Here is a 26,556-nt window from a genome sequence, read left to right on the forward strand (position 1 = left end):
AGTCAACCTAGAGGTGGGCGCGGATCACCGCGAGGTCGGGAAACGGCGCGAGCCTCGTCACTGTCCGCGATGCGCCGCTAAGCAGCTTCTCGTGGCTTTCGCCACGATTGATTTTGCATTTCCAATGCAAAATCAATGCTGCTCAGATTCCTGGATGTAAGCAGGTTCGGGAGAACCTGCTTAGCCCAGCCCCGCCTCGTCAGCATAGCGCCCGGCATAGGCTTTCGGCAGCGGCGAGGCATAGCCGCCGAGCTTCGACGTCCGCAGCCCCAGCGCGACCAGCCCTTCCGTCAGGCGCACGGCGCAGGCGACGCCGTCGAGCACCGGCAGGCCGTGCCGGGCCGAGAGACGCGCGGCGAGGTCGGCCATGCCGGCGCAGCCGAGCACCACCGCCTCGGCCCGATCCTCGCGCCTGGCCGCCTCGATCTCCTCCGCGATCAGCTCGACCGCGCCGCTGGCCGGATCCTCCAGCGCCAGCACCGGCACCTCGGCGGCACGCACCCGGGCGCAGCGGCCGGCGAGGCCGTATTTGACCAGGTTGTGCTCGATGGCCGGGATCGAGCGCGACAGCGTCGTCACCACCGAAAAGCGCCCGGCCACCAGGCAGGCCATGTGGAAGGCCGCCTCGCCGATGGCGACGACCGGCGCCCCGGCCAGCGACCGCGCCGCCTCCAGGCCGGTATCGTCGAAACAGGCGATGATATGGGCGTCGACGCCCTGCCGCTCGCCGGCGCGGATCTCCTGGAGCAGGCCGGGCACGGAATAGGCCTCGTCGACATAGCCCTCGATCGAGGCCGGCCCGTCGGCCGGGTTGACCGCGACGATATCCGTGCCCGGGGACGCCGCCGCCCGCGCCGCAGCACCGATCTTGGCGGTCATCGAGGCCGTGGTGTTGGGGTTGATCACCAGGATGCGGGGCATGGCACGCTCGGGGACCTCGTCTGCGTCACACCAGCCCCTTGCCCGCATCCGATCCCTGCCGGGCGCGGTGGCGCTGCACCAGGAGCACGACGGCGATGGCGCTGAGGATCACCGCGAAGGAAACCGCCGTCGTCACCGTGCCGAGGGCGTAGATGACCGGCGTGGTGACCGAGGTGGTGAGGCCCTGCAGCTGCATCGGCAGGGTGTTGTCCGCACCGACCGCCTGGCTGGAGCGGGCGATCTCGTCCCAGGACAGCGTGAAGCCGAACAGGGCGACGCCGACCAGCGAGGGCGCGATGAGCGGCAGCACGACATGGACGAAGGTCTGCCAGGGCGTGGCGCCGAGGTCGCGCGCGGCCTCCTCATAGGCCGGGTTGAAGCGGTTGAACACCGCGAACATGATCAGGAGCCCGAAGGGCAGCGTCCAGGTGAGATGGGCGCCGAGGCCGGAAGTCATCAGGCCCATGATCGTCTGGTAATTGTCCTGGATCCAACCGATCTCGTAGGTATCGCCGAGCGACTTGATGGTGTCGTCGACGATGCGGAACTCCAGCGCGATGCCGAGCGACACCACGATCGAGGGCAGGATCAGGCTGGCGATGGCGGTGTAGAACAGCAGGTTGGCCCCGCTGAAGCGGCGGCGGAAGGCCAGGCCCGCCATGACCGAGATGATCACGGTGAGCACGGTCACGGTGATGCCGAGCTTGAGCGAGCGCAGGAAGGCGTCGAGCACGTAGTTGACGCCGATGCCGGCGAACAGGTTGCCGAACCAGTGCAGCGACACCCCGTTCATCGGGAAGGTGAGGCCGCCGTCCGGGCCCTGGAACGACAGCACCAGGATGGTCAGGGTCGGCCCGTAGAGGAACAGGACGTAGAGGGCGAAGACGGCGGTGAGGACGTAGAAGGTGCGGGAGCGGTGCTCGGCCATCTCACAGCTCCTTGCGGATGTCGACGAAGCGCACCATCGCCCAGACGATCATCAGCACGATGGCGAGCAGGATGATGGCGTTGGCGGCGGCGATCGGGAATTGCAGATAGCTGATCTGCACGTTGATCGACTTGCCGACCGAGGCGATCTGCTGGCCGCCCATCAGACCGATGGTGACGAAGTCGCCCATGACCACGGTGATGACGAAGATCGAGCCGATCATGATGCCGGTCTTGGAGAGCGGCGCGATGACATTCCTCACGATCTGCCAGCCGGAGGCGCCGGCATCGCGCGCGGCCTCGATCAGCGAGCGGTCGATGCGCGACATCGAATTGGCGATCGGCACGATCATGAACACGGTGTTGAGGTGCACGAAGGCCAGGATCACCGAGAAATCGGAATAGAGCAGCCATTCCTGCGGCTCGCTGGTGATCCCCAGGCCCATCAGCATCTGGTTGACCAGGCCGTTGCGCCCGAGCAGCGGGATCCAGGAGATCATCCGGATGACGTTGGAGGTCCAGAACGGGATGGTGCAGAGCAGCGCCAGGACCAGGCGCACCGTCGCCGTCTTGATCTCGAAGACGATGTAGTAGGACACGGTGAAGCCGATCAGCAGGGTGACCAGCCAGACGATGAAGCAGAATTTCAGGGTGGAGAGGTAGGTCCTGACCGTGGTGCAGAGGTCGGGCAGCCCGCTGATGCACTTGTCGAACACCTCGACATAGTTGTCGGTGACGAAGTTCGGCTCGATGGAATATTCGGTATAGGTCCAGAAGCTGACGATCAGCGTGACGATCAGCGGCAGGACGAAGAACAGGGCGAAGGTCAGCGCCAGCGGCGCCGCCTGCCAATAAGGCGTCCAGCGCCTGGCTGTCTTCATGAGGGCTGCCCTTCCGCTGCCATGCCGGATGTTTTCGGGGTGAGGGATAAGCCGGGGCGCGGGCGCCCCTCGACGGCAAGTTTCAACTCGGAAGGACGCCAATCGGACCTGCCGCGTGAACCACGTCGTCATGGGCGGACTTGATCCGCCCATCCACGCGAACTCGACATGAGCCTATGTTCGCGTGGATGGACGGGACGAGCCCGTCCATGACGGCCGAGGGTCGCGCTCAAACAAGAAGCACGGACGCGCGGGGCAACGATGTGCTCCCATCGAGCCCCTACCTCACGCGGCGATGAACTCGTTCCACTTCTTCACCATGTACTCGTTCTCGTCCATGACGGCGTTCCAGCAGGCGACGGCGCCCATGCGCTCGCTGTAGGAGCCGCCGTCGCGGGTGGCGCCGGCCTTCTCGAGCAGCCCCCCATCGGGGGCGTGGATGTCCTTCTCGGCCGGCTTGCCCTCCATCCAATAGGCCCACTCATAGGCCTCCATGTTCGCCTTGGCGGTGTCGAGCACGGCGGAGTAGTAGCCCTGCCGGTTGAGATAGGCGCCGGCCCAGCCGGAGAGGAACCAGTTGACGAACTCGTAGGCGGCGTCGAGCTGCTTGCCCTTCAGCGTCTTCGGCAGGCCGAAGCCGGAGGCCCAGGCGCGGTAGCCCTCCTTCAGCGGCTGGAACTTGCAGGGGATGCCCTTGGTCCTGACCGCGGTGACAGCGGGCGACCACATCGACTGGATCACCGTCTCGCCCGAGGCCATCAGGTTGACGCTCTCGTTGAAGTCAGACCAGAAGGCGCGGAACTGGCCGGCCTTCTTGGCCTCGGTCAGGGTCGCCATGGTCAGGTCGATCTCGTCCTTGGTCATGTTGCCCTTATCGGCATATTTGTGCTTGCCGAGGGCCTCCACCACCATGGCCGCGTCCATGATGCCGATCGAGGGGATGTTGAGGATCGAGGCCTTGCCCTTGAACTGCGGGTTGAGCAGCTCTGCCCAGCTGTCGATCGGCCGGCCGATCAGGTCCGGGCGGATGCCGAGCGTGTCGGCGTTGTAGGTGGTCGGGATCAGGGTGATCCACTCGGTCGGCTCGGCCGAGAACTTCTTGGAGTGCTGGCCCTCGAGGTAGAACACCTTCTTGGGAGCCGTGCCCTGGATGCCAATCGGTTTGCCGTCGATCTCGGCCTTGGTGATGGCCGGCGCCAGCTTGTCGACGAGCTTGATCTTCTTGGCGTCCATGCCCATCAGGTTGCCGGAGGGCATCAGCTTCTTCAGGCTGAAATATTCGCTGTCGACCAGGTCGAACGAGTTCGGCTGGGTGATGATGCGCTTGGTCACCTCGTCCGTGGTCACCGACACGTACTGGATCTTGACGCCGGTGTCCTTGAACGCCTGCTCGGCGATGGCCGGGGCCTGGTTGGTGGCAGTGGAGAGGTAGCGCAGCGTCACCGGCTCGGCGGCGTGGATCGCCGGCGCGCCGAGGCTGGCGCCCGCCGCGACGCCGGCGAGCGCCACGCCGCCTTTCAGGATGTCGCGGCGCGAGAGTCCTCGCGTTTCGCTGGTGCTCATGATGGTGCTCCCGTTTCTCTGGATGGGCTTCTGGACTGAAGGGTTGGCGGCGGAGATCAGCTCGCTCCGCCTTCGAGCACATGGGCGTCCGACGGCGCCCACGACACGGTGACGCGCTCGCCCTCCTCGAAGGGCCGCGCATGGAAGGTCTCTTCCGGAACCAGGGCGAGCAGGTCGCCGCCGCGGTCGTCGGCGAGCTGGATGGAGAAGCCGTTGCCGGCATATTCGGCGCCGGTGACGGTGGCTTCCCGGCTGGAGGCCGTGACCTCGCCGCCGCGGACCAGCGCCACCCGGTCGGTGCGCACCGCCACCGCCTTGTCGCCGAGGTCGATGACGTTGTGGCCGCCGATGAAGCGGGCGACGAAGGCGGTGCGCGGGCGCGAGAACACGTCCTGCGCCGTGCCCTGCTGCTCGATGCGCCCGACATTCATCAGCACGACCAGGTCGGCCAGGGCCAGCGCCTCGTCCTGGGAATGGGTGACGTGGACGAAGGAGATGCCGAGGCTCTTCTGCAGCTTGCGCAGCTCGCCGCGCACTCTGAGGCGCAGGAACGGGTCGAGCGCCGAGAGCGGCTCGTCAAGCAGCAGCGCCGAGGGCTGGGTGATCAGGGCGCGGGCCAGCGCCACGCGCTGCTGCTGGCCGCCGGAGAGCTGCGAGGGCAGGCGCTTGGCGAAGCGCTCCATCTCGACCACACGCAGCATGGCCCGGGCGCGATTGAGCCGCTCGATCCGGTTCTCGCGCTTCATCTTGAGGGAGAAGGCGACGTTCTCCTCCACGGTGAGATGGGGAAACAGCGCATAGTTCTGGAACATCATCGCCGTGCCGCGTCGGGCCGGCGCGAAATTGGTGACGTTGACGTTGTCGAGCAGGATGTCGCCTGATGTCGCGATCTCATGGCCCGCCAGCATGCGCAGCGAGGTGGTCTTGCCGCAGCCGGAGGGCCCGAGCAGGCAGCAATAGGTCGAGGCCGGAATCTTGAGGTCGATCGCATCGACCGCCTTGGCCGCGCCATAGGCCTTGGTCACGGCGGCGAACTCGATCCGCCCCCGGGCCTTGTCTCCGGCTCCGGTCGCTGTCTTGCCCGGCAGGACGGCAGAATCTGACACGCAGGCGCTCCGCTTGGATTGTCGACAATCCCCCATGCAGGCGCCGTGCCAATTGATTGTCTTAAAATTATCAAGGAGTTATGGAGATCGACTGTCCAGGCGATGACAAACTGCGCAGCATCCTGCGAATTCTTTGTGCACTCCCATGAAAATTGTCTGATATCGCAACGCAACAACCTGAATGGGATCGTCTACAATCCGGGCTTTGCCGGGCGCCGGGCTCGCGCTAGGCTTGACGCAAACGGCCCCGCCCCATGCTCGACCTCTCCGCCCCCGCCTCCGATCCGCCGCCCGGCCTCAAGGTCGAGCGCGAGATCTTCGAGCGCATCCTCGGCGCCATCGCCGAGGGCCGCCTGCCGCCCGGCACCAAGCTGACGGAAGAAGACCTGGTCGAGATCTTCGGCGTGACCCGCGCCCGGGTGCGAAAAGTGCTGCTGCTCCTGTCGCAGCGCAGCGTCGTGACGCTGGAGCCCAACCGCGGCGCCTTCGTGGCGCAGCCCTCCGTCGCCGAGAGCGCCGCCCTGTTCCAGGCGCGCCGGGTGATCGAGAGCGAGACCACCGCCATGGTGACGCGCCTCGCCGGTGCGCGGCGCGGCGAGGCCCTGGCGCGGCTCGACGCCCATCTCGCCGAGGAAGAGGCGGCGCGGCAGGCGGGCGACCGGGGCCGAGTGATCCGCCTCTCCGGCGAGTTCCACCGCCTCGCCGCCGAGCTTGCGGGCAACCCGGTGCTGGCCGGGATGATCGAGGACCTGGTGTGGCGCACCGCCCTGGCGCTGGCCGCCCATGCCAGCCGCCACGACACCGAGTGCTCGCCGGCCGAGCATGTCGAGATCGTCGAGGCGATCCGGGCCGGCGACGTGGCCGCGGCCGTGCGCCTGATGGTGGCGCATCTCCAGCATGTCTCGGCGTCGGTCGAGCCGCACGCGCACGACCGGGACTAGCCGGCACGTGTCTCAACCGCCCGGCGGGAACGCGGCGGCAATGGAAGCCTGGTATTTTGCGAGGACGCGGGAATTGGCGCGTCGAAAATGGATATAGCCGCTCTCGCTCAGTCCGGCGTCGACGATACCCGTCTGGGGATCCGTCCCGATCGTCACGAAATCCCAGCCCGCCACGGGATCGAAGATCAGATGGCCGGGAACGATGTGGAGGCGGCCGTCCTCCCCGTGGTCACGCTGAAACTGCAGCATCGCGCGGATGAAGGGAGAGTAGCGGCTGTTCCATTTGGCCCGGTCGGCCTTCGCGGGAGACGCCTCGCCGACCGGCAAGCCGTTGAGGATGAAGCTCACGTGAATCTCCGCGCTGTAGGCACGGATCGAGCGAAGGATGCGGTCGGCGGAGCTCAGGGCCGACACCAAGGGCTTCGGCATCGCGCCATTGCCGATGTCGTTGCTGCCGAGATTGATGAAGACGTGGTGGAGGGGCTCGGCATAGCCGTTTCGGGCCATGTAATGCCCGAAGTCGAACGTCCACGACCTGCCGTCGAGGGCCGCGAAGCAATCGGCCCCGTCGTCGCCCGCGCGGGCCAGCCGGCCGAAGGGGTTGTGCCCGCGCCGGTACTCGACCGTGCCGCCGAGGTACAGCGCGGCATAGTCTTCGACGGGCACCGGCGGCAATGCCTCAAGGCGCTCGCAGGTATAGTCCGTGAACCGCTTGCCCGCTCGCCCCTCCCCGGGCGCGGGCGCGACGGTCTTGTCGTACTCGCGGTTGAGCAGGGTGCCGACGAGCTCGACCTTCGCCCCCGCCTGCTCGCAAACCTGCTTGAAGAAGGCGGCGTTGCCTGAATGATCGATCAGGCTGTCGCCCAAGAACAGGGCCCGGACGGTTCTGCCCGAAAGGTTCGACAAGTCCGACGAGACGAGGCTGAACGCCTTGCAGCGGCGTCGCCCCAGGCTCTCGCCGGGCACGAGCGACATCATGCGGCAATCCCCGTTCATTCGACGGGTGTCGATGAGATTGCCGCCGGGGTGCAGCGGCACGACGCCGCCGTCGCCATGGTCGAAACGTTCATATTCGATCGTCGTATGGGGAAACCCATTCGCCGTCGGTCCGAGGATCGCCGAAGGCGGGTAGAACGGCATGGGCTCGGCGTCGTGCCAATAGATCGTCCGCGGGACGAGGAGATGGTCGTCGGGTCGGGCCGGCAGCCATTGACTGTCGACCGCGGGGACAACGGGACGATCCATGTTGGGGCCTTTGCTCGCCGCTTCGACAGATCCTGGCAGACGAGCGAAGACCGACCGTCATCTGCGGCCATGGGCTCGTCCCCCGTGTCATGGCCATGCCGAACGTGAAAATCAACGATCTCGGTTGCCGCTCGCGCCAGCAGGATGCCTCGGCGTCTCTTCGGCCCGCGGATAGGCGCGGCTCGCAGGCGGCGGCGCCGAGCCGGATCAGAGCGCCAGCCGCAGCGCCCTCCCCGGCGCCAGCGTCTCGAGCCGGTCGGCCAGGCCCAGCGCTCCGAAGGCGCGGGCGAGGTCGGCCTGGCTCTCGGTGAAATGGGCCCAGCCGTCATTGTGCACGGCGAGGATCCGCGCCTTGGCGAAGGCGTGGGCGGCCTCGATGGCGTCGTTGTTGTCCATGGTGACGTGGAACGGCCCGCGCGGCTTGGCCGAGCCGGCGAACAGGATCACCAGCCGCGGCTCAAAGCGCCGGGCCACCTCGGCCACGCCCTCGTACCAGACGGTGTCGCCGCTGACATAGACCGCGTCGCCGGGCGCGTCCACGCCGAGGAGGAAGCCGGCGACGTCGCCGGCGATCGGCTCGATGCCGACCGGGCCGTGGCGCGCCGGCGTCGCGGTGACGTGCAGCCGGCGGCCGTCCCCGCCTTCGAGCAGCGCCGTCTCCCAGGGCGCGAGGCCTCGCGCCGCTCCGCCGAGCCGGCCCGCCCCGATCGGGGTGGTGAAGGTCGCGGCAACCGTCGGCAGGAAGGCCCGGCCGGCCCGATCGAGATTGTCGAAATGCTGGTCGTGGCTGAGCAGCACCGCGTCGATGCGGCCGAGCGCCTCGGGACGGAGGGCCGGCGGGCGCGTCTTCTCCAGGGTGACGGTGCCGGAGTGGTAGGCGCCGGGCTCGTCGAAGGTCGGGTCGGTCAGCAGGCGAAAGCCCGCCAGCTCGATCAGCACGGTCGGGCCGCCGATCAGGGTCAGGGTCGTTTCGAGCGTCGACATGTCCTCGTCTCCGATTTCGGGCACACTCTACGGACTGGGAACCTGAGCGAAAATTCGCTATTTTCTCGCAATGTCCGATCGTTTGCGCACAGGCCTGGACTGGGAGGACGTCCGCTTCTTCACGGCGCTGGCTCGGCTCGGCAGCCTCTCGGCCACGGCGCGGGCGCTCGGCGTCAACCACGCCACGGTGGCGCGCCGCATCGGCGGGCTGGAGGCGGCGCTCGGCGCCGCGCTGTTCGAGCGCCGGCCCGGCGGCTACGTCCTGACCGACCGCGGCCGTGCCGCGCTCGAGGCGGCGAGCGCCATGGAGGGCGCCGCCCAGGCCCTGGCCGGTGCCGGCCCGAGCCAGGCGCTGGCCGGGCTGGTGCGCCTCACCACCACGCCGGGCCTCGCCGACGGCTTCCTGATCCCGCGCCTCGGCGCTCTCGGCCGGCGATACCCCGGCCTCGACATGGAGATCATCGCCGACCGGCGGCTGGTCAGCCTGCCGCGCCACGAGGCCGACATCGCCCTGCGCCTCGGCCGGCCCGACGAAGGCGAGCTCCTGGCGCGGCGGGTGGCGACGCTCGGCTTCGGCCTCTATGCCACGCCGGCCTGGCGCGAGCGCCTGGCGGCCGGAGCCGCGCCGGCCTTCGTCGGCTTCGACGAGACCAGCGCCCACCTGCCGGAGGCGCTGTGGCTTGGCCGCCGCTTCCCGCGTGCGCGTTTCGCGCTGCGCAGCAACAGCCAGCTCTCCCAGGCCGCCGCGGCGCGGGCGGACTGCGGCATCGCCGTGCTGCCGCATGTCCTGGCCGGCGACCTCGTCGCCCTCGATCTTGCCGAGCCGCCGCCGGCACGGGAGCTCTGGCTGCTCACCCGCCCCGACATCGCCACCGTGCCGCGCATCCGCGCCGCCGCCGACTTCATCGCCGACCTCGTCCGCCGCGAGCGGCGGCTGTTCGAGGGGCCGGCGGCCGGCCTGCAGCCCCCGGTTGCCGCCGGCCCGGCGTGACGCCCGGCACCACCGGGTCCGCCCATCGGTTTCGTTTCGAGGGCCCGCCGGGCGCGCTTGCGGCCATCTCGCCGCCGTTTCGCCGCAATATCGCCGAAATTGATTTCGACCTTCGAATTACGAAACCGATTTCCCTCCTTCAAAACGCAATTGCGCCGAAATCGACCTTTGACTATCGTCATTCGCAATGAGAAACGAAAGCACCGCAAGGAGCGCAGACCTTCGTGAACGGATCCTATGATCTCGCCATCATCGGCGGCGGCATCAATGGCTGCGGCATCGCCCGGGACGCGGCCGGGCGCGGGCTGTCGGTCTATCTGTGCGAGCAGAACGACCTGGCCAGCGGCACCTCGTCGGCGGCCACCAAGCTGATCCATGGCGGCCTGCGCTATCTGGAATATTACGAGTTCCGCCTGGTGCGCGAGGCGCTGATGGAGCGCGAGGTGCTGTGGGCCATGGCACCGCACATCATCTGGCCGCTGCGCTTCGTGCTGCCGCACCACAAGGGCCTGCGTCCGGCCTGGCTCCTGCGCCTCGGCCTGTTCCTCTACGACCATCTCGGCGGCCGCAAGCTCCTGCCGCCGACCCGCACGCTCGACCTCACCCGCGACGTCACCGGCAAGCCGCTGAAGCCGGGCGACTACGCCAGGGGCTTCGAATATTCCGACGCCTGGGTCGAGGACGCCCGCCTCGTCGCCCTCAACGCCCGCGATGCCGCCGACCGCGGCGCCACCATCCGCACCCGCACCCGCGCCGTCTCGGCCGAGCGCGACGCGACGGGCTGGACGCTCGTCACCCAGGACACCGAGACCGGCCGCACCGAGACGGTGCGCGCCAGGATGCTGGTCAATGCCGCCGGCCCATGGGTGGCGGACGTGCTGTCCTCGAAGCTGCGCGTCAACACGTCGGCCAAGGTGCGCATGGTGCAGGGCTCGCACATCGTGGTCAGGAAGCTCTACGACCACGACCGCTGCTACATTTTCCAGAACGCCGACAACCGCATCATCTTCGCCATCCCCTATGAGCGCGACTTCACGCTGATCGGCACCACCGACCGCGACTATGTCGGCGACCCCGCCGACGTGAAGGCGACGCCCGAGGAGATCGCCTATCTCTGCCGCGCCGCCAGCGAGTATTTCGCCCGGCCGGTCACCGAGTCCGACATCGTCTGGACCTATTCGGGCGTGCGTCCGCTCTATGACGACGGCGCCAGCGCCGCCCAGGCCGCCACCCGCGACTATGTGCTGGTGCTGGACGAGGCAGGCGGCGCGCCGCTCCTCTCGGTCTTCGGCGGCAAGATCACCACCTATCGGCGCCTGGCCGAGCACGCCCTGGAGAAGCTGGAACCGCTGCTGCCGCCGGCCGTCAAGGACAAGCGCGGCTGGTCCGGCCGCACGCCGCTGCCCGGCGGCGACTTCCCCGTGCAGGGCTTCGACGCCCTGGTCGGCGAGATCGCCCGGACCCATCCCTGGATCGCGGCCGAGCATGCCCGGCGCCTGGTGCGCGCTTACGGCACCAGGGCTCGCGACATCCTCAAGGGCGCCACCTCCCTCGCCTCGCTCGGCCGCGACTTCGGCGCGACGCTGACCGAGGCCGAGGTCAATCATCTCATGGCGAGCGAATGGGCCCGGCGCGCCGAGGACGTGCTCTGGCGCCGCTCCAAGCTCGGCCTGCGGCTCAGCAAGGCGGAGGCCGCCGACCTCGACGCCTACATGGCCGGACGGCTCGCCGTCGCGACCAAGGCGAGCATCGCCCACTGAGCCTCGTCCCCGCCGCGGCGGCGGCCAGGCCGCCGCTCGGCACCTCCCGGCCGCGCCTCGCGCCGGCCTTGTCGTCGACGGGGCGGAGAGGCGATACACCATCGGCTCCCCGATTGTCGGAGGACCGCCCGGCGCTCCGCCGCCGGGTGAAGGCGCAGGGCGGCATGGAGGACCAGATGCGGCGAACCGACCGGCAAGCCAGCCTGACGGCCGCGGCGCTCGCCCTGCTCCTGGCCGCCGCGCCGGCCCTCGCCGGCGAAGCCGCCGCCGAGAAATGGATCGACGGCGAGTTCCAGCCCTCGACCCTGTCCAGGGACGAGCAGCTCCGGGAGATGGGCTGGTTCATCAAGGCCGCCGAGCCCTACAGGGGCATGGAGATCAACATCGTCTCCGAGACGCTGGTCGTCCACGAATATGAATCGAAGGTGCTGGCCAAGGCCTTCGAGGAGATCACCGGCATCAAGGTCCGCCACGACCTCGTCCAGAAGAGCGACGTCGTCGAGACGATCCGGCCCCAACCCGGCAAGACCGTCTATGACGGCTGGATCGGCGAGCCCGACGTCGCCGGCCCCCATGTCCGCGACGGGCCGGCGGTCGACCTGACCGACTGGATGGCCGGCGAAGGCAAGGACGTCACCGACCCCGGCCTCGACGTCGACGATTTCATCGGCAGGTCCTTCGCCGCCGCGCCGGACGGCCATCTCTACCAGCTGCCCGACCAGCAGTCCGCCATCCTCTACTGGTTCCGCTACGACTGGTTCACCAACCCGGACTACAGGGCCCGGTTCAAGGCCAGGTATGGCTACGAGCTCGGCGTGCCGGTGACCTGGTCGGCCTACGAGGACATTGCCGAGTTCTTCACCAAGGACATCGGCACCATCGACGGCGTCAAGGTCTATGGCCACATGGACTTTGGCGGGCGGGATCCCTGGCTCGGCCGGCGCTTCGCCGAGACCTGGCTGCCCATGGCCGGCAATGGCGACAGGGGCCCGCCGGTCGGTGCATGGGGCATCCGCATGGCGGGCTGCAGCCCGGTCGGCTCCGACATCGCCCGCGGCGGCGGCACCAACGGTGCGGCTGCGGTGTACGCTCTCACCCGATACCTGGAATGGCTGAAGAGCTATGCCCCGCCGAACGCCGGGGACATGACCTTCTCCGAATCCGGGCGGGTGCCCGCGCAGGGCGCCATCGCCCAGCAGCTCTTCTGGTCCACCGCCTTCTCCACCGCGATGCTCAAGCCCGGCCTGCCCGTCATGAACGCCGACGGCACGCCGAAATGGCGCGTCGCGCCCTCGCCGCACGGCGCCTACTGGATGCAGGGCATGAGGCCCGGCTCCCAGGACATGGGCTCGCTGACGCTCCTGACATCGACCCCGCTCGACCGCCGCAAGGCGGCCTGGCTCTATCTGCAGTTCATCGTGTCCAGGACGGTGTCGCTGAAGAAGAGCCATGTCGGCCTCACCTTCATCCGCGCGAGCGACATCCGGGACGCTAGCTTCACCGAGCGCGCGCCCCGGCTTGGCGGCCTGATCGAGGTCTACCGCTCGCCGGCCCGCCTGCAGTGGCCCCCGGCCGGCGCCGCCGTGCCGGACTATCCGGAGCTGGCGCAGCTGTGGTCGCGGGCCATCGGCGACGCGGCCTCCGGCGCCAGGACGCCGCGGGAAGCGATGGACGGCCTGGCCGCGGCTCAGGACAGCCTCATGGCCGGCCTGGAGGCGTCCGGCGTGCAGGGCGCATGCGGCCCCAGGCTCAACCCGAGGACCTCGGCCGAGGACTGGCACGAGAAGGCCGAGGCCGACGGCACCCCCGCGCCGCGGCGCAGGCTGGAGAACGAGAAGCCCCGGGGCGAGACCGTCGACTATGACAAGCTGATCCGCTCCTGGTCCGCCAGCCCGCCCGGGAAGAGCTGACCGGGTCGCACGCCGGCCGCCTCGCGCCGGTCGTGCCAAAACGCATAGTTTCCCCGGCGTGCGGAGCAAAGGATGCGGGCCGTGCTCCCGGGATGAGTTCGCCCCAGCCGCCGACGTTCGACGCGGATCGACCTTGCTTCCGGAGCGCAGGCAGGTTCCGGAGACCCTGCTTCAGATCGTGACTGCATCGGCGAGGCAGCATCATGAGCGAGCTCTTCCGGCGGGAAGCCGTCAGCCACGCCGCCCGGCGTCTCGATGGCGCGGTGATCCTGGCCACCCCCACCTCGATCAAGACGCTGGGCCTGTTCTTCGCTGTTGTGATCTTCGCGGCGGCCGCTTTCCTTGCCCAGGCGAGCTATGCCCGCAAGGCGACCGTCTCGGGCTATCTCGTGCCCGACCTGGGCATGATCCGGGTGACGGCACCGTCAGGCGGCACGCTGCAGAGCATCATCGTGCACGAGGGCGACGTGATCCGCAGCGGTGATCGCGTTGCGGTGCTCGGCCTGGCGGGCGAGATCGCCGCCGGCAATGTCGGCGCGGTGATCGCCGAGGGATTGCAGTCCGAGAGCACGGCCGCCCAGGCGCGCGCCGAGGCCAAGCTGGCGCAGCTGCGTGTCGAGGGCGACCAGGCCCGGGACCGCCTCGCCAAGAGCCGGGCGGAGCTCGCGGACCTCGCCACCCAGGCCGCCCTGCAGCAGCAGCGCGTCGACCTGGCCCAGGCCGAGCTCGACCGCGGCATCGCCGTCGCGGCCAAGGGCTTCCTGCCGAGGAAGGACGTCGACGACCGCCGCCTCGCCCTCCTGAGCAGCCGGCAGGACCTGGCCGGCGAGCGCCGCCAGCAGGCGGAGGTCGAGCGCGACATCGCCGACGTCAACGCGCGCCTCGCCTCGATTCCGCTCGAGATCGACGCGGCCCGCTCCGATGCCGAGACCGCCGCGGCGACGCTGCGCCAGCGCCGCGCCGAATCCGAGGCCCGGCGCCAACAATTCGTCACCGCGCCGCTCGGCGGGCGCGTGGCCGTCCTGCCGGTCACGACCGGCCAGACCGTCGCCGCCGGCAGCGTCGTCGCCGTCATCATCCCCGAAGGCGGCCGCCTGGAGGCCGAGCTCCTGGCCCCCTCGCGCTCCATCGGCTTCATCAGGCCCGGCCAGGACGTGGCGCTGAGCCTGCAGGCCTTTCCCTATCAGCGCTTCGGCACCCTGCACGGCCGGGTGCGCACGGTCTCGACCACGGTGATCGCGCCCTCGGACGTCGGGCTGCCCGGCCTCGGGCTGCAGGAGCCGGTCTTCCGCATCCGCGTCAGCCTGCCGCGCGAGAGCATGGACGCCTACGGCCAGGTCATCCCGCTGCAGCCAGGCATGCTGCTCTCCGCCGACATCGTCTTCGACCGCCGCAGCCTGCTGCAATGGCTGTTCGATCCCATCTACGCCGTGGCTGGAAAACCATGACCATCGCCCGCAAGCTCGATCTGGGTCCCCGCAGCCTTCCGGTCGTGACGGCGTCGGAAGCGGCCGAATGCGGCCTGGCCTGCATGGCCATGGTCGCCCGCTTCCACGGCCACGACATCGACATGAACGCCCTGCGCCAGCGCTATGCGCTGTCGCTGGCCGGCGCCTCGCTGAAGAGCCTGATGGGCATCGCCGACCAGCTCGGCTTCTCCACCCGCGCCCTCAAGGTCGAGCTCCAGGCGCTGCGCCGGATCAGGCTGCCGGCGATCCTCCATTGGGACCTCAACCATTTCGTCGTGCTGAAGTCGGTCGGCCGGCGCGGCGTCGTCATCCACGACCCGGCGACGGGGGCACGGACACTGCCCTTCGACGAGGTCTCGCGCCATTTCACCGGCGTCGCCCTCGAGCTCGCGCGCGCCGAAAGCTTCGAGCCCCTGCACGAGCGCACGCCGATGAAGCTGTCGCGCCTGTGGTCGCGGCTCGACGGCTGGTGGTCGGCCCTGGCCCAGGTCCTGGTCCTCTCGGCGGCACTGCAGCTCGCCGCCTTCGTCGCGCCGCTGCAGATGCAGCTCGTCGTCGACCAGGCCCTGGCCGAGGCGGACGGCAACCTCCTGACCGTGATCGCGCTCGGCTTCGGGGCGCTGGTCGTGGTTCAGGCGGGAATCGAGGCGCTGCGCAGCTGGGCGCTGCGCATGCTCGGCCATCTCCTCAGCTTCCAGATCACCGGCAACCTGGTGCGCCATCTCCTGCGCCTGCCGAGCGACTTCTTCGAGAAGCGGCACGTCGGCGACATCGTCTCGCGGCTCGGCTCGGTCAAGCCGATCCAGGACGCCATCACTCAAGGCGTGGTCGGCACCGTCATCGACGGGGCCATGGCCTCGGTCGCCGCCGTCGTGCTGTTCTTCTATTCGCCGCTCCTCGGCTTCATCGTGGTCGTGGCCGTGCTGATCAATCTCGCCGTCACCCTGGCTCTGTTCCCGGGCATGCAGCGCCGGACGCAGGAAGCGATCATCGCCGATGCGAAGGAGCAGTCGCACCTGATGGAGACGGTGCGGGCCGCCACGACGCTGAAGCTCCTCGGCCGGGAGGCGGTGCGCGAGGGCGCCTGGCGCAACCTCCACGCCGACACCGCCAACGCCAACATCTCGCTCGGGCGCCTGCAGGTGTCGCTCGCCTTCTTCCAGAGCGCGATCACCGGCCTTCAGACCGTGCTGGTGATCTACGTCGCCGGCCGGATGATCCTCGCTGGCGAAGGCTTCTCCGTCGGCATGCTCTTCGCCTTCCTCTCCTACAGGCAGACCTTCACCGACCGCACCTTCGCCCTCGTCAACCAGATGGTGCAGTTCCGCTTCCTGCGCCTGCATCTCGACCGCCTCTCCGACATCGTGCTGGCGCCGGCCGAGACCAGGACCGACGCGCCGGGCCTCATCGACGTCAGCGGCAGCATCCGCCTGAAGCAGGTCTCCTTCCGCTACGGCGCCACCGACCCCCTGGTGCTGGAGGACGTGAACCTCGAGATCGAGCCCGGCGACTACATCGCTATCCAGGGCCCCTCCGGCGGCGGCAAGACGACGCTCCTCAAGCTGCTGCTCGGGCTCGACCGCCCGACCGACGGGCTGATCGAGCTCGACGGCCAGCCGGCGACGCCCGAGCGCTGGCGCAGCTGGCGCAGCCATGTCGGCGTGGTGGCGCAGGACGACCGCCTGCTGTCGGGCTCGATCGCCGACAACATCGCCGGCTTCGATCCCGATCTCGACATGCAGAGGGTGGTGGCCGCGGCCATGGCCGCGCAGATCCACGCCGACATCATGCGTTCGCCCATGCAATACCTGACGCTGGTCGGCGATATGGGCTCGACCCTCTCCGGCGGCCAGCGCCAGCGCGTGCTCCTCGCCCGCGCCCTCTACCGCCAGCCCAGCATCCTCATCCTCGACGAGGGCACCGCCAATCTCGACGACCGCAACGAGGAGCTCATCGCCGAGCTCCTCGACCGGATGGCGATCACCCGGATCGTCGTGGCCCATCGCCCCGCCCTGCTGCGCAACGCCCGGCGCATCTTCACCGTCCGCGACCGGCGGCTGTCCGAGGTCTCGACGTCGGCCAGGGCCGAGCGGCTGACGCCGGTGGTGGTCCAGCGGCAGACCGACGCGCCGGCCTGATGCCGCGGCGAAGGGGGAAGCGCGGACCGACTTTTGGCGAAAATTGATCAATTGCTCATAGGGGCGACATATGCTCCAATAGGTCAGGCTTACCTCGTCCAAGAACAATGTCCAACGCCGCCGCCCAATCCACCGCGCTCTCCGACACCGAACGGTCCCGGCTCGACGACGCGGCGCGGGCGGGCTGGCTCTATTACATTGCCGGCAACACCCAGGATCAGATCGCCCGCAAGCTCAACGTGTCGCGGGCGACGGCGCAGCGCCTGGTGTCGCTGTCGCTGCAGGAACGGCTGATCACCTTCCGGCTCGAGCATCCGATCGCCGCCTGCATGGAGCTGGCGACGCGGCTCGGCGAACGCTTCGGCCTCGGCCACTGCGAGGTGGTGCCGGACGACCGCTCCGGCCAGAGCAGCACGGTGGGCGTGGCCGAGGCGGCGGCGGCCTTCCTGGAGGCGAAGCTGCGCGATCCGCGGCCGATCATCATCGCGCTCGGCACCGGCCGCACCCTGCGCGCCGCGGTCGAGCAGGTGCCGCCGATGGACTGCCCCAACCACCAGCTCGTCTCCCTGGTCGGCAACATCTCGCCGGACGGCTCGGCGAGCTCGTTCAACGCCGTGTCGCGCCTGGCCGACCTGACCAAGGCCCGGCACTTCCCCATGCCGCTGCCGACCTTCGTGGCCTCGGCCGCCGAGCGCGAACAGTTCTTCGGCATCGACGCCGTCCGCCGCCTGCACGCGGTGGCGGCGCGGGCCGACATCCGCCTTGTCGGCCTCGGCCAGATCGACCTGGCGGCGCCGCTGCATGTCGACGGCTTCCTGTCGCGCGACGAGGTCATCGACCTGATGCGCCGCGGCGCCGTCGGCGAGATCACCGCCTGGGCGATGGACGCGGAGGGCAACGTCATCGAGGGCGGCATGAACGAGCGCGTCACCAGCGTCCGCCTCGCCGTGCCCGAGGAGGGGCTCGCCGTCGGCGTCGCCACCGGCACGGCCAAGGTCCCCGCCATCCGCGCCGCCCTGCGCGGGCGCCATCTCAACGGCCTGATCACCAACGAGATGACGGCCAAGGCCCTGCTCGAGCCCTGAGCGGCCCCGGGCCGGCGACGCGGCGCCCGCGCTTCTGCGATGCCTCTGCGGCAACCCGCCGTTCTTGCCGCAGCGCAGCAACGATTGACCATTGACAGCGACGGGCGAGAATGTGAGCATCCGCTCAGCATGAGAGCATATACTCATGTCTTGGGAGGACAGAATGAGACATTTGTTCGGCGCGCTCATGGGGGCCGCCTGCCTGTTCACCGCCTCGGGCGCCCTGGCCGAGACGCTGACCATCGCCACGGTCAACAATGGCGACATGATCCGCATGCAGGGCCTGACCGACGACTTCACCAAGGCCAACCCCGGCATCGAGCTGAAATGGGTGACGCTGGAGGAGAACGTCCTGCGCCAGAAGGTCACGACCGACATCGCGACCAAGGGCGGCCAGTTCGACATCCTGACCATCGGCACCTACGAGGTGCCGATCTGGGCCAAGAAGGGCTGGCTGGTGCCGCTCGACAATCTCGGCGCCGACTACGACGTCGACGACCTGCTTCCGGCGATCCGCTCCGGCCTCTCCGTCGACGGCAAGCTCTATGCCGCGCCGTTCTACGGCGAATCGTCGATGACGATGTACCGCAAGGACCTGTTCGAGAAGGCCGGGCTGACCATGCCCGAGAAGCCGACCTGGGACTTCATCATCGACGCGGCCAAGAAGCTGACCGACAAGGCCGGCGGCACCTACGGCATCTGCCTGCGCGGCAAGCCGGGCTGGGGCGAGAACATGGCCATCCTCACGGTGACGGCCAACTCCTTCGGCGCGCGCTGGTTCGACGAGAAGTGGCATCCGACCTTCGACGGGCCGGAATGGAAGGACATGCTGACCACCTACGTCAACCTGATGAAGGAAGCCGGCCCGCCCGGCGCCACCTCCAACGGCTTCAACGAGAACCTCGCCCTGTTCAACTCGGGCAAGTGCGCGATGTGGATCGACGCCACGGTCGCCGCCGGCTTCGTCACCGATCCCAAGGAATCGAAGGTGGCCGACAAGGTCGGCTTCGCCCTCGCGCCGAACAAGGGCCTCGGCAAGAGCGCTAACTGGCTGTGGGCCTGGTCGCTGGCCATTCCCGCCAGCACCCAGAAGACCGAGGCGGCCGAGAAGTTCGTCGCCTGGGCGACCAGCAAGCACTACACCGAGTTGGTGGCCTCGAAGGAGGGCTGGGCGCACGTGCCTCCGGGCACCCGCAAGTCGCTCTATGAGAACCCGCAATATCTGGAGGCCGCGCCCTTCGCCAAGCTGGTGCTCGAGTCCATCAACATCGCCGACCCGCAGCATCCGACCGTCAAGCCGGTGCCCTATGTCGGCGTGCAGTTCGTCGCCATTCCCGAGTTCCAGGGCCTCGGCACCCAGGTCGGCCAGCAATTCGCCGCGGCGCTCTCCGGCGCCTCCACGGTCGATGCCGCCCTCGACGCGGCCCAGCGCTCGACCGAGCGCGAGATGAAGCGCGCCGGCTACATCAAGTAGACCTCCCAAGGCGTGGCGGCCGGTTCGCCGGCCGCCACCGACCCACCTGCCATCCGGCCCGGCACGGACCGGATGGCCCTTCCGGCACCCACTCGCTCCCCTGCCCGCAAGGCCGCCGCATGCCGCGGCCCGAAGCCCGCTTTTCCGGGGACGAAGCCCGTCGCGCGCTGGACGCGTCGGCCCGTCTGACGGACGATGGCTTCTCCCGGGGAGGGAACGCCGGATCGCAGGCAGGCCCCGCAGAGGGCTGCCGACGGCATCATCAACGCCCCGCCTGACGGCGGCCATCGAGGAGGAAGCGGGCATGGCGACGCAGCAGACCCATACGCTCGGACGCATCCTGATCTCGCCCGCGGTTGCCCTGCTCCTGTTCATCTCGCTGGTGCCGCTGGCAGCGACGATCTACTTCTCCTTCCTCAACTACAACCTGCTCGATCCGACCACCCAGGGCTGGGCCGGCTTCGACAACTACACCTATTTCCTCACCGACCCGGCCTTCCTCACCTCGCTCGTCAACACGCTGGTGCTGGTCGGCTCGGTGCTGGTCATCACCGTGGTGCTCGGCACGCTGGTGGCGCTCCTGATGGACCAGCAGGTCATCGGCCTCAACATCGTGCGCCTGCTGGTGATCTCGCCCTTCTTCATCATGCCGACGGTGAGCGCGCTGGTGTGGAAGAACCTGCTGATGCACCCCGTCTCGGGCCTGTTCGCCTGGATCGCCACCTCGCTCGGCTTCCAGCCGATCGACTGGTTCGCCAACGCGCCGCTGACCGCGATCATCCTGATCGTCTCCTGGCAATGGCTGCCCTTCGCCGCGCTGATCCTCCTGACCGCTTTGCAATCGCTCGACAGCGAGCAGAAGGAGGCGGCCGAGATGGACGGGGCCCGCGCCCTCTCCACCTTCATCTACATCACGCTGCCGCACCTCGCCCGACCGATCACGGTGGTGATCCTGATCGAGACGATCTTCCTGCTCACCGTCTTCGCCGAGATCTTCGTCACCACGGGCGGCGGCCCCGGCCTGCAGACCACCAACCTCGCCTTCCTGATCTATTCGGAGGCGCTCCTGCAATACGATGTCGGCGGCGCCTCGGCCGGCGGCCTGGTTGCGGTGGTGCTCGCCAACATCGTCTCGATCTTCCTCGTGCGCCTCGTCGGCAAGAACCTGGACGCCTGAACCATGGCCCGCGCAATCAGCCCCGCCCGCAGGGCGATCACCACGGCAGCCGCCTGGATCGTCGCTCTGATCATCGCCTTCCCGATCATCTGGATGGTGGAGACCAGCTTCAAGACCGAGCTGGAAGCCTTCTCGCTGCCGCCGAAGTTCCTGTTCTTCCAGTGGACGACGGAGAATTACGGCATCGTCCAGCAGCGCAGCGACTATTTCCACCATGCCTGGAACTCGCTGGTCATCGCCGGCGGCTCGGTGCTGCTCGCGCTCGCCATCGCCATCCCCGCGGCCTGGTCGATGGCCTTCGCGCCGACCGAGCGCACCCGCGGCACGCTTTTGTGGATGCTCTCCACCAAGATGATGCCGCCGGTCGGCGTGATGGTGCCGGTCTACCTGTTCTTCCGCGACTGGGGCCTGCTCGACACCCAGATCGGCCTGATCGGCCTGCTCTGCCTCGGCAACCTGCCGATCGTGGTGTGGATGCTGTTCACCTATTTCAAGGAGATCCCCAAGGACATCCTCGAAGCCGCGCGCATGGACGGCGCCACCATCGGCAAGGAGCTCTTCTACGTGCTGACGCCGATGGCGGTGCCGGGCATCGCCTCGACCCTGCTCCTCAACTTCATCCTGGCCTGGAACGAGGCCTTCTGGACGCTGGCGCTCACCACCTCCAAGGCGGCGCCGCTCACCGTGTTCATCGCCTCCTATTCCAGCCCCGAGGGCCTGTTCTGGGCCAAGCTCTCGGCCGCCTCCACCCTCGCCATCGCGCCGATCCTGGTCCTCGGCTGGTTCAGCCAGAAGCAGCTCGTGCGCGGCCTCACCTTCGGCGCCGTCAAGTAAAGGGGTCCGTCATGGGCAGCATCACTCTCAAGGGCGTGCGCAAGTCCTTCGGCGCCGTCGACATCATCAAGGGCATCGATCTGGCCATCGAGGACAAGTCCTTCGTGGTGTTCGTCGGTCCCTCCGGCTGCGGCAAGTCCACCCTGCTGCGGCTGATCGCCGGCCTGGAGGACATGACCTCGGGCGCCATCACCATCGACGGCGCCGATGTCAGCGGCCTGCCGCCGGCCAGGCGGGGCCTGTCCATGGTGTTCCAGTCCTACGCGCTCTATCCCCACATGAGCGTGCGCTCGAACATCGGCTTCGGCCTGAAGATGGCCAACATGCCCAAGGACAGGATCGCCGAGAAGGTCGACGCCGCCGCGGCCAAGCTCAACCTCACCCCCTATCTCGACCGGCGGCCGGGCCAGCTCTCCGGCGGCCAGCGCCAGCGCGTCGCCATCGGCCGGGCCATCGTGCGCGAGCCCAAGGCCTTCCTGTTCGACGAGCCGCTCTCCAACCTCGACGCGGCGCTGCGCGTGCAGATGCGCCTGGAGATCGCCAGCCTGCAGAAGACGCTCGGCACCACGGCTATCTACGTCACCCACGATCAGGTCGAGGCCATGACCATGGCCGACAAGATCGTCGTGCTCAGCGCCGGCACGGTGGAGCAGTACGGCTCGCCGCTCGAGCTCTACGAGCGGCCGGCCAACCTGTTCGTCGCCGGCTTCATCGGCTCGCCCAAGATGAACTTCGTCGACCAGCCGGCCGTCGCCGGCCAGTACGGCGCCGCCACCATCGGCGTGCGCCCCGAGCACATCACGGTGAGCCGCGACGGCGCCGACGGCTGGCCCGGCAAGATCGCCATCGCCGAGCACCTGGGCAGCGACACCTTCTTCTATGTCGACAGCGAGGTCGGCCGCATCACGGTGCGCGCCAGCGGCGAGCTCGGCTTCAGGATGGGCGATGCCATCCGCCTCATCCCCGATCCCGCCCGCATCCATCGCTTCGACGCGGCCGGCAAGGCGATCCGCGCCTGAGCCGCGGCGCCGACGGCTTCCCCCGTTCAAGACACGCAGTCAGGAGGTTTCCATGTATCTCGACAAGTTCCGGCTCGACGGCCGCGTCGCCCTGGTGACCGGCGGCGGCCGCGGCATCGGCGCGGCCTGTGTCGAGGCTCTCGCCGAGGCCGGCGCCAAGCTCGTCATCGCCGACTTCGACGCCAAGGTGGCCGAGGAGGGCCGGGACGGCCTGCGCAAGAAGGGCCTGGACGCCGAGATCGCGCTGATGGACGTGACCAAGCCGGCCCAGGTGACCGAGGTGGCCGATGCCGTCGTCGCCAGGCACGGCAAGATCGACGTGCTCGTCAACAATGCCGGCATCGCCCGCTCCGAGACCCCGGCCGAGACCGTCACCGACGAGCACTGGCTCAACGTCATCGACGTCAACCTCAACGGCGTGTTCTGGTGCTGCCGCGCCTTCGGCAAGCACATGCTCGAGAAGAAGTCCGGCTCGATCGTCAATATCGGCTCGATGTCCGGCTTCATCGTCAACAAGCCGCAGGAGCAGAGCTACTACAACGCCTCCAAGGCCGGCGTGCACCACCTGACCAAGTCGCTGGCGGCCGAATGGGGCGCGCGCGGCGTGCGCGTCAACGCCGTGGCGCCGACCTACATCAACACGCCGCTGACCGCCTTCGCCAAGTCCAACAAGGCGATGTACGACGTCTGGATGGACTATACGCCGATGGGCCGCATGGGCGAGGTCGACGAGATCGCCTCGGTCGTGCTGTTCCTCGCCTCCGACGCCGCCAGCCTGCTCACCGGCTCGATCGTGCTGGCGGACGGCGGCTATACCTGCTGGTGACATCAGCAAAGCCATGGGCGGGCATCGTCCGCCCATGGCACCAGGCACCCTGTGCCGACGCTGAAGGGGGAAACGGCTGTATTGCAATTTGCACTACACTCGTCTACATGTGTGTGCGAGGGAGGCGCGGATGGCCGCCAACGCCGAACGCAAGGAATACCCGATCTCGATGCGTCTTCCGGAGGCGGACATCGCGATCATCGACCGCGCTGCCGGCCTGCGCGGACGATCGCGCACGGAGTTCGTGCGCGAGGCGGCCGTTCGGGCCGCCGAGGATGTCCTGATGGAAAACCGGCCCATCCGCATGGGCGCCGAGGCATTCGCGCACTTCATGGCCGCGCTCTCCGGGCCGGCGGAGCCGATCCCCGAACTGGTCGAGCTCGCCAGGCGTCCCGCCCCATGGGAGCCGGGCTACGTCGCAAAGCGCTGAGTCTTGGCCCTCTGCGTACCCGAACCGCTGACCGCGGCCCATGATGTCTCCGCGTTCGGCTGCGGCAAGCCGAGCCTCGATCATTGGCTCAAGACCCGGGCGCTCTCCAACCAGGAGAAGGGCTTCACCGCGGTGCTCGTCGTTCACGATGCCGGCAGCGTCGTCGGCTTCTATGGTCTTGCGCCGACCGCCGTCGTTCCATCCGTCCTGCCCCGGTCCATCCGCACCGGCCAGCCCCCCGATCCCGTGCCCTGCCTCCTCCTCGGCCAGCTCGCCACCGATCTCGGCTGGACGGGGCGGGGCGTCGGCACCGGCCTGCTGAAGCACGCGCTCGAGCGCTGCGTCCACGCCGCCACGCTCGTCGGCGGCCGCGCCCTGATGGTCAATGCCGTCGACGCAGAGGCCGCGGGATTCTGGCAGCGGCGCGGCTTCCTGCCGTCGAAGGACGACCCGCTCGTCCTGTTCCGCTCGATCGCAGCGATTGCCGCCTCGATCGCCGAAGCCAGGCGCTGAGGTGTTCTGCGATTTGGCGGACTCGCCAAGGCTGGCAAGGACGTGTCGAGACAAGGAGCTGGAGCAAAGCACCGTTTCCGCCCAGACGCGCTTTGCTCCAGGGATGCGCATCGCCGTCCCCTCGTGGAACGGCCTGCGAGGGGGGCGTTCGCATCTCCGCCGTCCGAGCCTCAGTCCGCACACCACCGGATCCTGACCGGCTCAAGTCCCGGCGTGCCAACCGCCGGAGCGGACGAGCCTCATCCCTCCGCGGCGAGCCTGACGGGCATCGCCACCAGCATATCGCTGTGCTCGACGCCGCCGCCTCTGTTCTTGGCCCTGTACAGCGCCTGGTCGGCAAGCGACGTGAGCTCGTCCAGATCGGCCGAGGCGCGCCGGCAGACCGCGTAGCCGATGCTGGTCGAGATCCGGATTTCGTGACCGTGAAGGGAGAACGGCTCGGCGATCACGGCGCGGAGCCGGCGCGCCAGGTGGTCGGCCTCGTCGATGCTGCGCAGGTCCCGCTGGACGACGGCGAACTCGTCGCCGCCGAGCCGGGCCGCGATGTCGTGGGGTCGCAGACATTGCGTCAGCCGCATCGCGACCGCCTTCAGCAGAGCGTCACCGACGGGATGGCCGAAGACATCGTTCACCGGCTTGAAACCGTCGAGATCGAGGCAGTGGACGGCAAGGAGCTCGTGCCCGGCGCCGACGGCGACATGGCTCTCGAACCATTCCCGGAGCGCGAGCCGATTCGGCAGCGTCGTGAGGACATCGCGCCGGGCCAACGCTTCGAAGGTGAGGCGTCTGCCGACCTCGGCGCTGGTGACGCGATATCGTCCGAGAAGGCTCTGGCAGCCGCCCGCGAGAAGGGCCGCCGTCATCGCTGCGGTGATCCAGTAGATCGCGTCCCAGCGCGAGGCGGCCACGATGATCGACGGCGCGATCGCCATGACCATGCTCGGTATCGCGATCCGTGGCCGCAACCCCACGCCGGCTGCGACACCGGCGCCGTAGCCGACGAGAAGGCAGGTGGCCAGCATGTGGAAGCGTGGCGCATCGACCATGAAGAGACAGGCGGTCGAAGCCCCGAGCAGGACGGCGAATTGATAATAGGCGATCGCGAAGCGGCGCTCGAGGATGCCGGCGCGGCCGACATCGAGGGCGGGATCGCCGGCTTCCGCCGAACCGATCACCAGGACGAGGACGCGCGCAATGCCCGAGAACACACCGATGAGCGCGAAAAGCTCGAGCAGGCCACTGCCGGACGCGTGCCCCATGACGGCGAACGACAGGACATACCCGATCGACATGATCGTTGTCGGGATCAGTGTCGTGTAGAGGCTGCGCACCAGCTCGACATAGACCCCATCGCGCACCGTCTCCGTTCGAAATGGCATCTGGGGGGTCCGGATGAGCGCGGCGTTTTCTCGTCGCCCGTCCAGCTTGAGCGACGACCTCATGAATATCCCACCTAACAATGGGTTTTCTTCGCGATTTCTTTCCTGGCCGGGGTTAACGAGTGCTTAAGATCACCGATCCGCCTCGACCTTGGCGACGCGCCTTCATCGCTGTGGAAGCCGTTCCGACCGATGGACGCGCCGAGTCACGGGCGCAGCCGCAAGCGCCCGCGGCGCCGAGGTCTTGCGGGTCCGTGGACCTAGCCCGGCTCGGCCGGCGCGTCGATGATGCTGACATGCGCCGCCACCACCCGCCAGCCCTGCGGCGTGCGCATCCAGGTCTGCATCTGGCGGCCGACCTTGCCCGGCGCGCCGTCGCGATGGAACAGGGTCGAGGCGGTGGCGAAGTCGCGGCCATAGGTGGTGATGACGGTGCGCTCCAGCCGGCGCGCCAGCCCGGCCGGCGCGCGGGCGGCGCGGAAAGCGGCGATCGCCGCGTAGCCGTAGAGGTTCTCGCCCCCGCCATAGCGGATGGTGCGCGGGTCGCGCCAGAACAAGTCGTCCAGGGTGGCGACGTCGTTGGCGACGAGCGCCGCCTCGTAGCGGGCGAAAGCCGCCTCCACCTCGGCACGGACGGCGGGATCGTCGATCGTCAGGCCGGGCTCGGCGCTCATGCCGGCGCGAAGTCCAGCACCAGGATGCCGTCGACCCCGCCCTCGGCCGCGCCGACCAGGGCCGCGCCGACCTTGCCGTGCTCGGGGTCGGCGAGGTAGCGGTCGCGCGCCGCGACGTCGGCGAAATCGACGGTGAAGCCGTGGGTGAAGCCGCGCGCCAGGCCCTCGGGGCTGACATTGGCGCCGTCGGCGATGGCGGAGATGCCCGGGATGGCCGCCTTCAGGGCATGCAGGGCGGCGAAGATCGCGGCGATCTCGGCCGGCGGCACGTCGGGCCGGAAACGGACCAGGACGATGTGACGGATCATG

25 protein-coding genes are annotated in these 26,556 nt (G+C 68.7%); 15 read left to right on the forward strand and 10 right to left on the reverse strand.

The window, feature by feature from the left end; all coding sequences use genetic code 11:
* Window positions 1–180: 180 nt before the first annotated feature.
* From QO011_RS38895 to QO011_RS38915, 5 genes are all read right to left on the reverse strand, one after another.
* The gene (locus tag QO011_RS38895) at window positions 181–921 is read right to left on the reverse strand and encodes an aspartate/glutamate racemase family protein (RefSeq protein ID WP_307284967.1); all 741 of its coding nucleotides are present in this window, start codon (window positions 919–921) and stop codon (window positions 181–183) included.
* Window positions 922–946: 25 nt separating this feature from the next.
* Window positions 947–1,849, reverse strand: a complete 903-nt coding sequence (locus tag QO011_RS38900; RefSeq protein WP_307284969.1) for an ABC transporter permease — start codon at window positions 1,847–1,849, stop codon at window positions 947–949.
* 1 nt (window position 1,850) lies between these two features.
* The gene (locus QO011_RS38905) at window positions 1,851–2,729 is read right to left on the reverse strand and encodes an ABC transporter permease (protein ID WP_307284971.1); all 879 of its coding nucleotides are present in this window, start codon (window positions 2,727–2,729) and stop codon (window positions 1,851–1,853) included.
* A 285-nt stretch (window positions 2,730–3,014) separates the two neighbouring features.
* On the reverse strand, window positions 3,015–4,292 hold the full coding sequence (locus QO011_RS38910; RefSeq protein ID WP_307284973.1) for an ABC transporter substrate-binding protein: 1,278 nt from the start codon (window positions 4,290–4,292) through the stop codon (window positions 3,015–3,017).
* 56 nt (window positions 4,293–4,348) lie between these two features.
* Window positions 4,349–5,332, reverse strand: a complete 984-nt coding sequence (locus QO011_RS38915) for an ABC transporter ATP-binding protein (protein WP_307285127.1) — start codon at window positions 5,330–5,332, stop codon at window positions 4,349–4,351.
* A gap of 320 nt (window positions 5,333–5,652) precedes the next feature.
* Here QO011_RS38915 and QO011_RS38920 point away from each other — a divergent pair, with 320 nt between their 5' ends.
* On the forward strand, window positions 5,653–6,339 hold the full coding sequence (locus QO011_RS38920) for a GntR family transcriptional regulator (RefSeq protein ID WP_307284977.1): 687 nt from the start codon (window positions 5,653–5,655) through the stop codon (window positions 6,337–6,339).
* Window positions 6,340–6,351: 12 nt separating this feature from the next.
* On the opposite strand, the gene QO011_RS38925 is transcribed toward QO011_RS38920, so the two are convergent.
* Entirely contained in the window at window positions 6,352–7,584 is a 1,233-nt protein-coding gene (locus QO011_RS38925; protein ID WP_307284979.1) for an SGNH/GDSL hydrolase family protein, read from the reverse strand.
* Window positions 7,585–7,791: 207 nt separating this feature from the next.
* Entirely contained in the window at window positions 7,792–8,568 is a 777-nt protein-coding gene (locus tag QO011_RS38930; RefSeq protein WP_307284982.1) for an MBL fold metallo-hydrolase, read from the reverse strand.
* A gap of 82 nt (window positions 8,569–8,650) precedes the next feature.
* Between QO011_RS38930 and QO011_RS38935 the strand changes: the two genes are divergently transcribed.
* From QO011_RS38935 to QO011_RS39000, 14 genes are all read left to right on the forward strand, one after another.
* Window positions 8,651–9,559, forward strand: coding sequence for a LysR family transcriptional regulator (locus tag QO011_RS38935; protein ID WP_307284985.1), 909 nt, complete (start codon window positions 8,651–8,653; stop codon window positions 9,557–9,559).
* Window positions 9,556–9,750, forward strand: coding sequence for a hypothetical protein (locus QO011_RS38940; protein WP_307284988.1), 195 nt, complete (start codon window positions 9,556–9,558; stop codon window positions 9,748–9,750). The genes QO011_RS38935 and QO011_RS38940 overlap by 4 nt, the downstream gene beginning before the upstream one ends.
* Before the next feature lie 33 nt (window positions 9,751–9,783).
* On the forward strand, window positions 9,784–11,319 hold the full coding sequence (gene glpD, locus QO011_RS38945; protein ID WP_307284990.1) for a glycerol-3-phosphate dehydrogenase: 1,536 nt from the start codon (window positions 9,784–9,786) through the stop codon (window positions 11,317–11,319).
* A gap of 176 nt (window positions 11,320–11,495) precedes the next feature.
* The gene (locus tag QO011_RS38950) at window positions 11,496–13,229 is read left to right on the forward strand and encodes an ABC transporter substrate-binding protein (protein ID WP_307284993.1); all 1,734 of its coding nucleotides are present in this window, start codon (window positions 11,496–11,498) and stop codon (window positions 13,227–13,229) included.
* 203 nt (window positions 13,230–13,432) lie between these two features.
* A complete protein-coding gene (locus QO011_RS38955) occupies window positions 13,433–14,677 on the forward strand; it encodes a beta-barrel domain-containing protein (RefSeq protein ID WP_307284996.1) in 1,245 nt (414 codons plus the stop codon).
* Window positions 14,674–16,836, forward strand: a complete 2,163-nt coding sequence (locus tag QO011_RS38960; protein WP_307284999.1) for a peptidase domain-containing ABC transporter — start codon at window positions 14,674–14,676, stop codon at window positions 16,834–16,836. Before QO011_RS38955 ends, QO011_RS38960 begins: the two co-directional genes overlap by 4 nt.
* A gap of 107 nt (window positions 16,837–16,943) precedes the next feature.
* Window positions 16,944–17,921 (forward strand): sugar-binding transcriptional regulator, encoded by a 978-nt coding sequence (locus QO011_RS38965; RefSeq protein WP_307285001.1) that lies wholly within the window; start codon window positions 16,944–16,946, stop codon window positions 17,919–17,921.
* A 163-nt stretch (window positions 17,922–18,084) separates the two neighbouring features.
* Window positions 18,085–19,395, forward strand: a complete 1,311-nt coding sequence (locus tag QO011_RS38970) for an ABC transporter substrate-binding protein (protein WP_307285004.1) — start codon at window positions 18,085–18,087, stop codon at window positions 19,393–19,395.
* A gap of 304 nt (window positions 19,396–19,699) precedes the next feature.
* On the forward strand, window positions 19,700–20,572 hold the full coding sequence (locus tag QO011_RS38975; protein ID WP_307285007.1) for a carbohydrate ABC transporter permease: 873 nt from the start codon (window positions 19,700–19,702) through the stop codon (window positions 20,570–20,572).
* Window positions 20,573–20,575: 3 nt separating this feature from the next.
* Window positions 20,576–21,406 (forward strand): carbohydrate ABC transporter permease, encoded by an 831-nt coding sequence (locus tag QO011_RS38980; RefSeq protein WP_307285009.1) that lies wholly within the window; start codon window positions 20,576–20,578, stop codon window positions 21,404–21,406.
* Window positions 21,407–21,417: 11 nt separating this feature from the next.
* Window positions 21,418–22,425 carry an ABC transporter ATP-binding protein gene (locus QO011_RS38985; protein ID WP_307285012.1) on the forward strand — a complete coding sequence of 336 codons (1,008 nt, stop codon included), beginning with the start codon at window positions 21,418–21,420 and terminating at the stop codon, window positions 22,423–22,425.
* 52 nt (window positions 22,426–22,477) lie between these two features.
* Window positions 22,478–23,251 (forward strand): SDR family NAD(P)-dependent oxidoreductase, encoded by a 774-nt coding sequence (locus QO011_RS38990; RefSeq protein WP_307285015.1) that lies wholly within the window; start codon window positions 22,478–22,480, stop codon window positions 23,249–23,251.
* Between the two features lie 130 nt (window positions 23,252–23,381).
* Entirely contained in the window at window positions 23,382–23,681 is a 300-nt protein-coding gene (locus tag QO011_RS38995) for a type II toxin-antitoxin system TacA family antitoxin (protein ID WP_307285018.1), read from the forward strand.
* A 3-nt stretch (window positions 23,682–23,684) separates the two neighbouring features.
* Entirely contained in the window at window positions 23,685–24,194 is a 510-nt protein-coding gene (locus tag QO011_RS39000) for a GNAT family N-acetyltransferase (RefSeq protein ID WP_307285023.1), read from the forward strand.
* Window positions 24,195–24,433: 239 nt separating this feature from the next.
* Here the strand turns inward: QO011_RS39000 and QO011_RS39005 are convergent, their stop codons facing one another.
* The 3 genes from QO011_RS39005 to QO011_RS39015 form a co-directional block, all read right to left on the reverse strand.
* Window positions 24,434–25,636: a GGDEF domain-containing protein gene (locus tag QO011_RS39005; RefSeq protein WP_307285026.1), complete on the reverse strand. Its 1,203-nt coding sequence runs from the start codon at window positions 25,634–25,636 to the stop codon at window positions 24,434–24,436.
* Between the two features lie 197 nt (window positions 25,637–25,833).
* Window positions 25,834–26,229: an oxalurate catabolism protein HpxZ gene (gene hpxZ, locus QO011_RS39010; protein ID WP_307285130.1), complete on the reverse strand. Its 396-nt coding sequence runs from the start codon at window positions 26,227–26,229 to the stop codon at window positions 25,834–25,836.
* Between the two features lie 14 nt (window positions 26,230–26,243).
* Window positions 26,244–26,555, reverse strand: a complete 312-nt coding sequence (locus QO011_RS39015; protein WP_307285029.1) for a Dabb family protein — start codon at window positions 26,553–26,555, stop codon at window positions 26,244–26,246.
* Window position 26,556: the final 1 nt, after the last annotated feature.

The sequence above is a fragment of the Labrys wisconsinensis genome, assembly GCF_030814995.1.
Taxonomy (GTDB): domain Bacteria; phylum Pseudomonadota; class Alphaproteobacteria; order Rhizobiales; family Labraceae; genus Labrys; species Labrys wisconsinensis.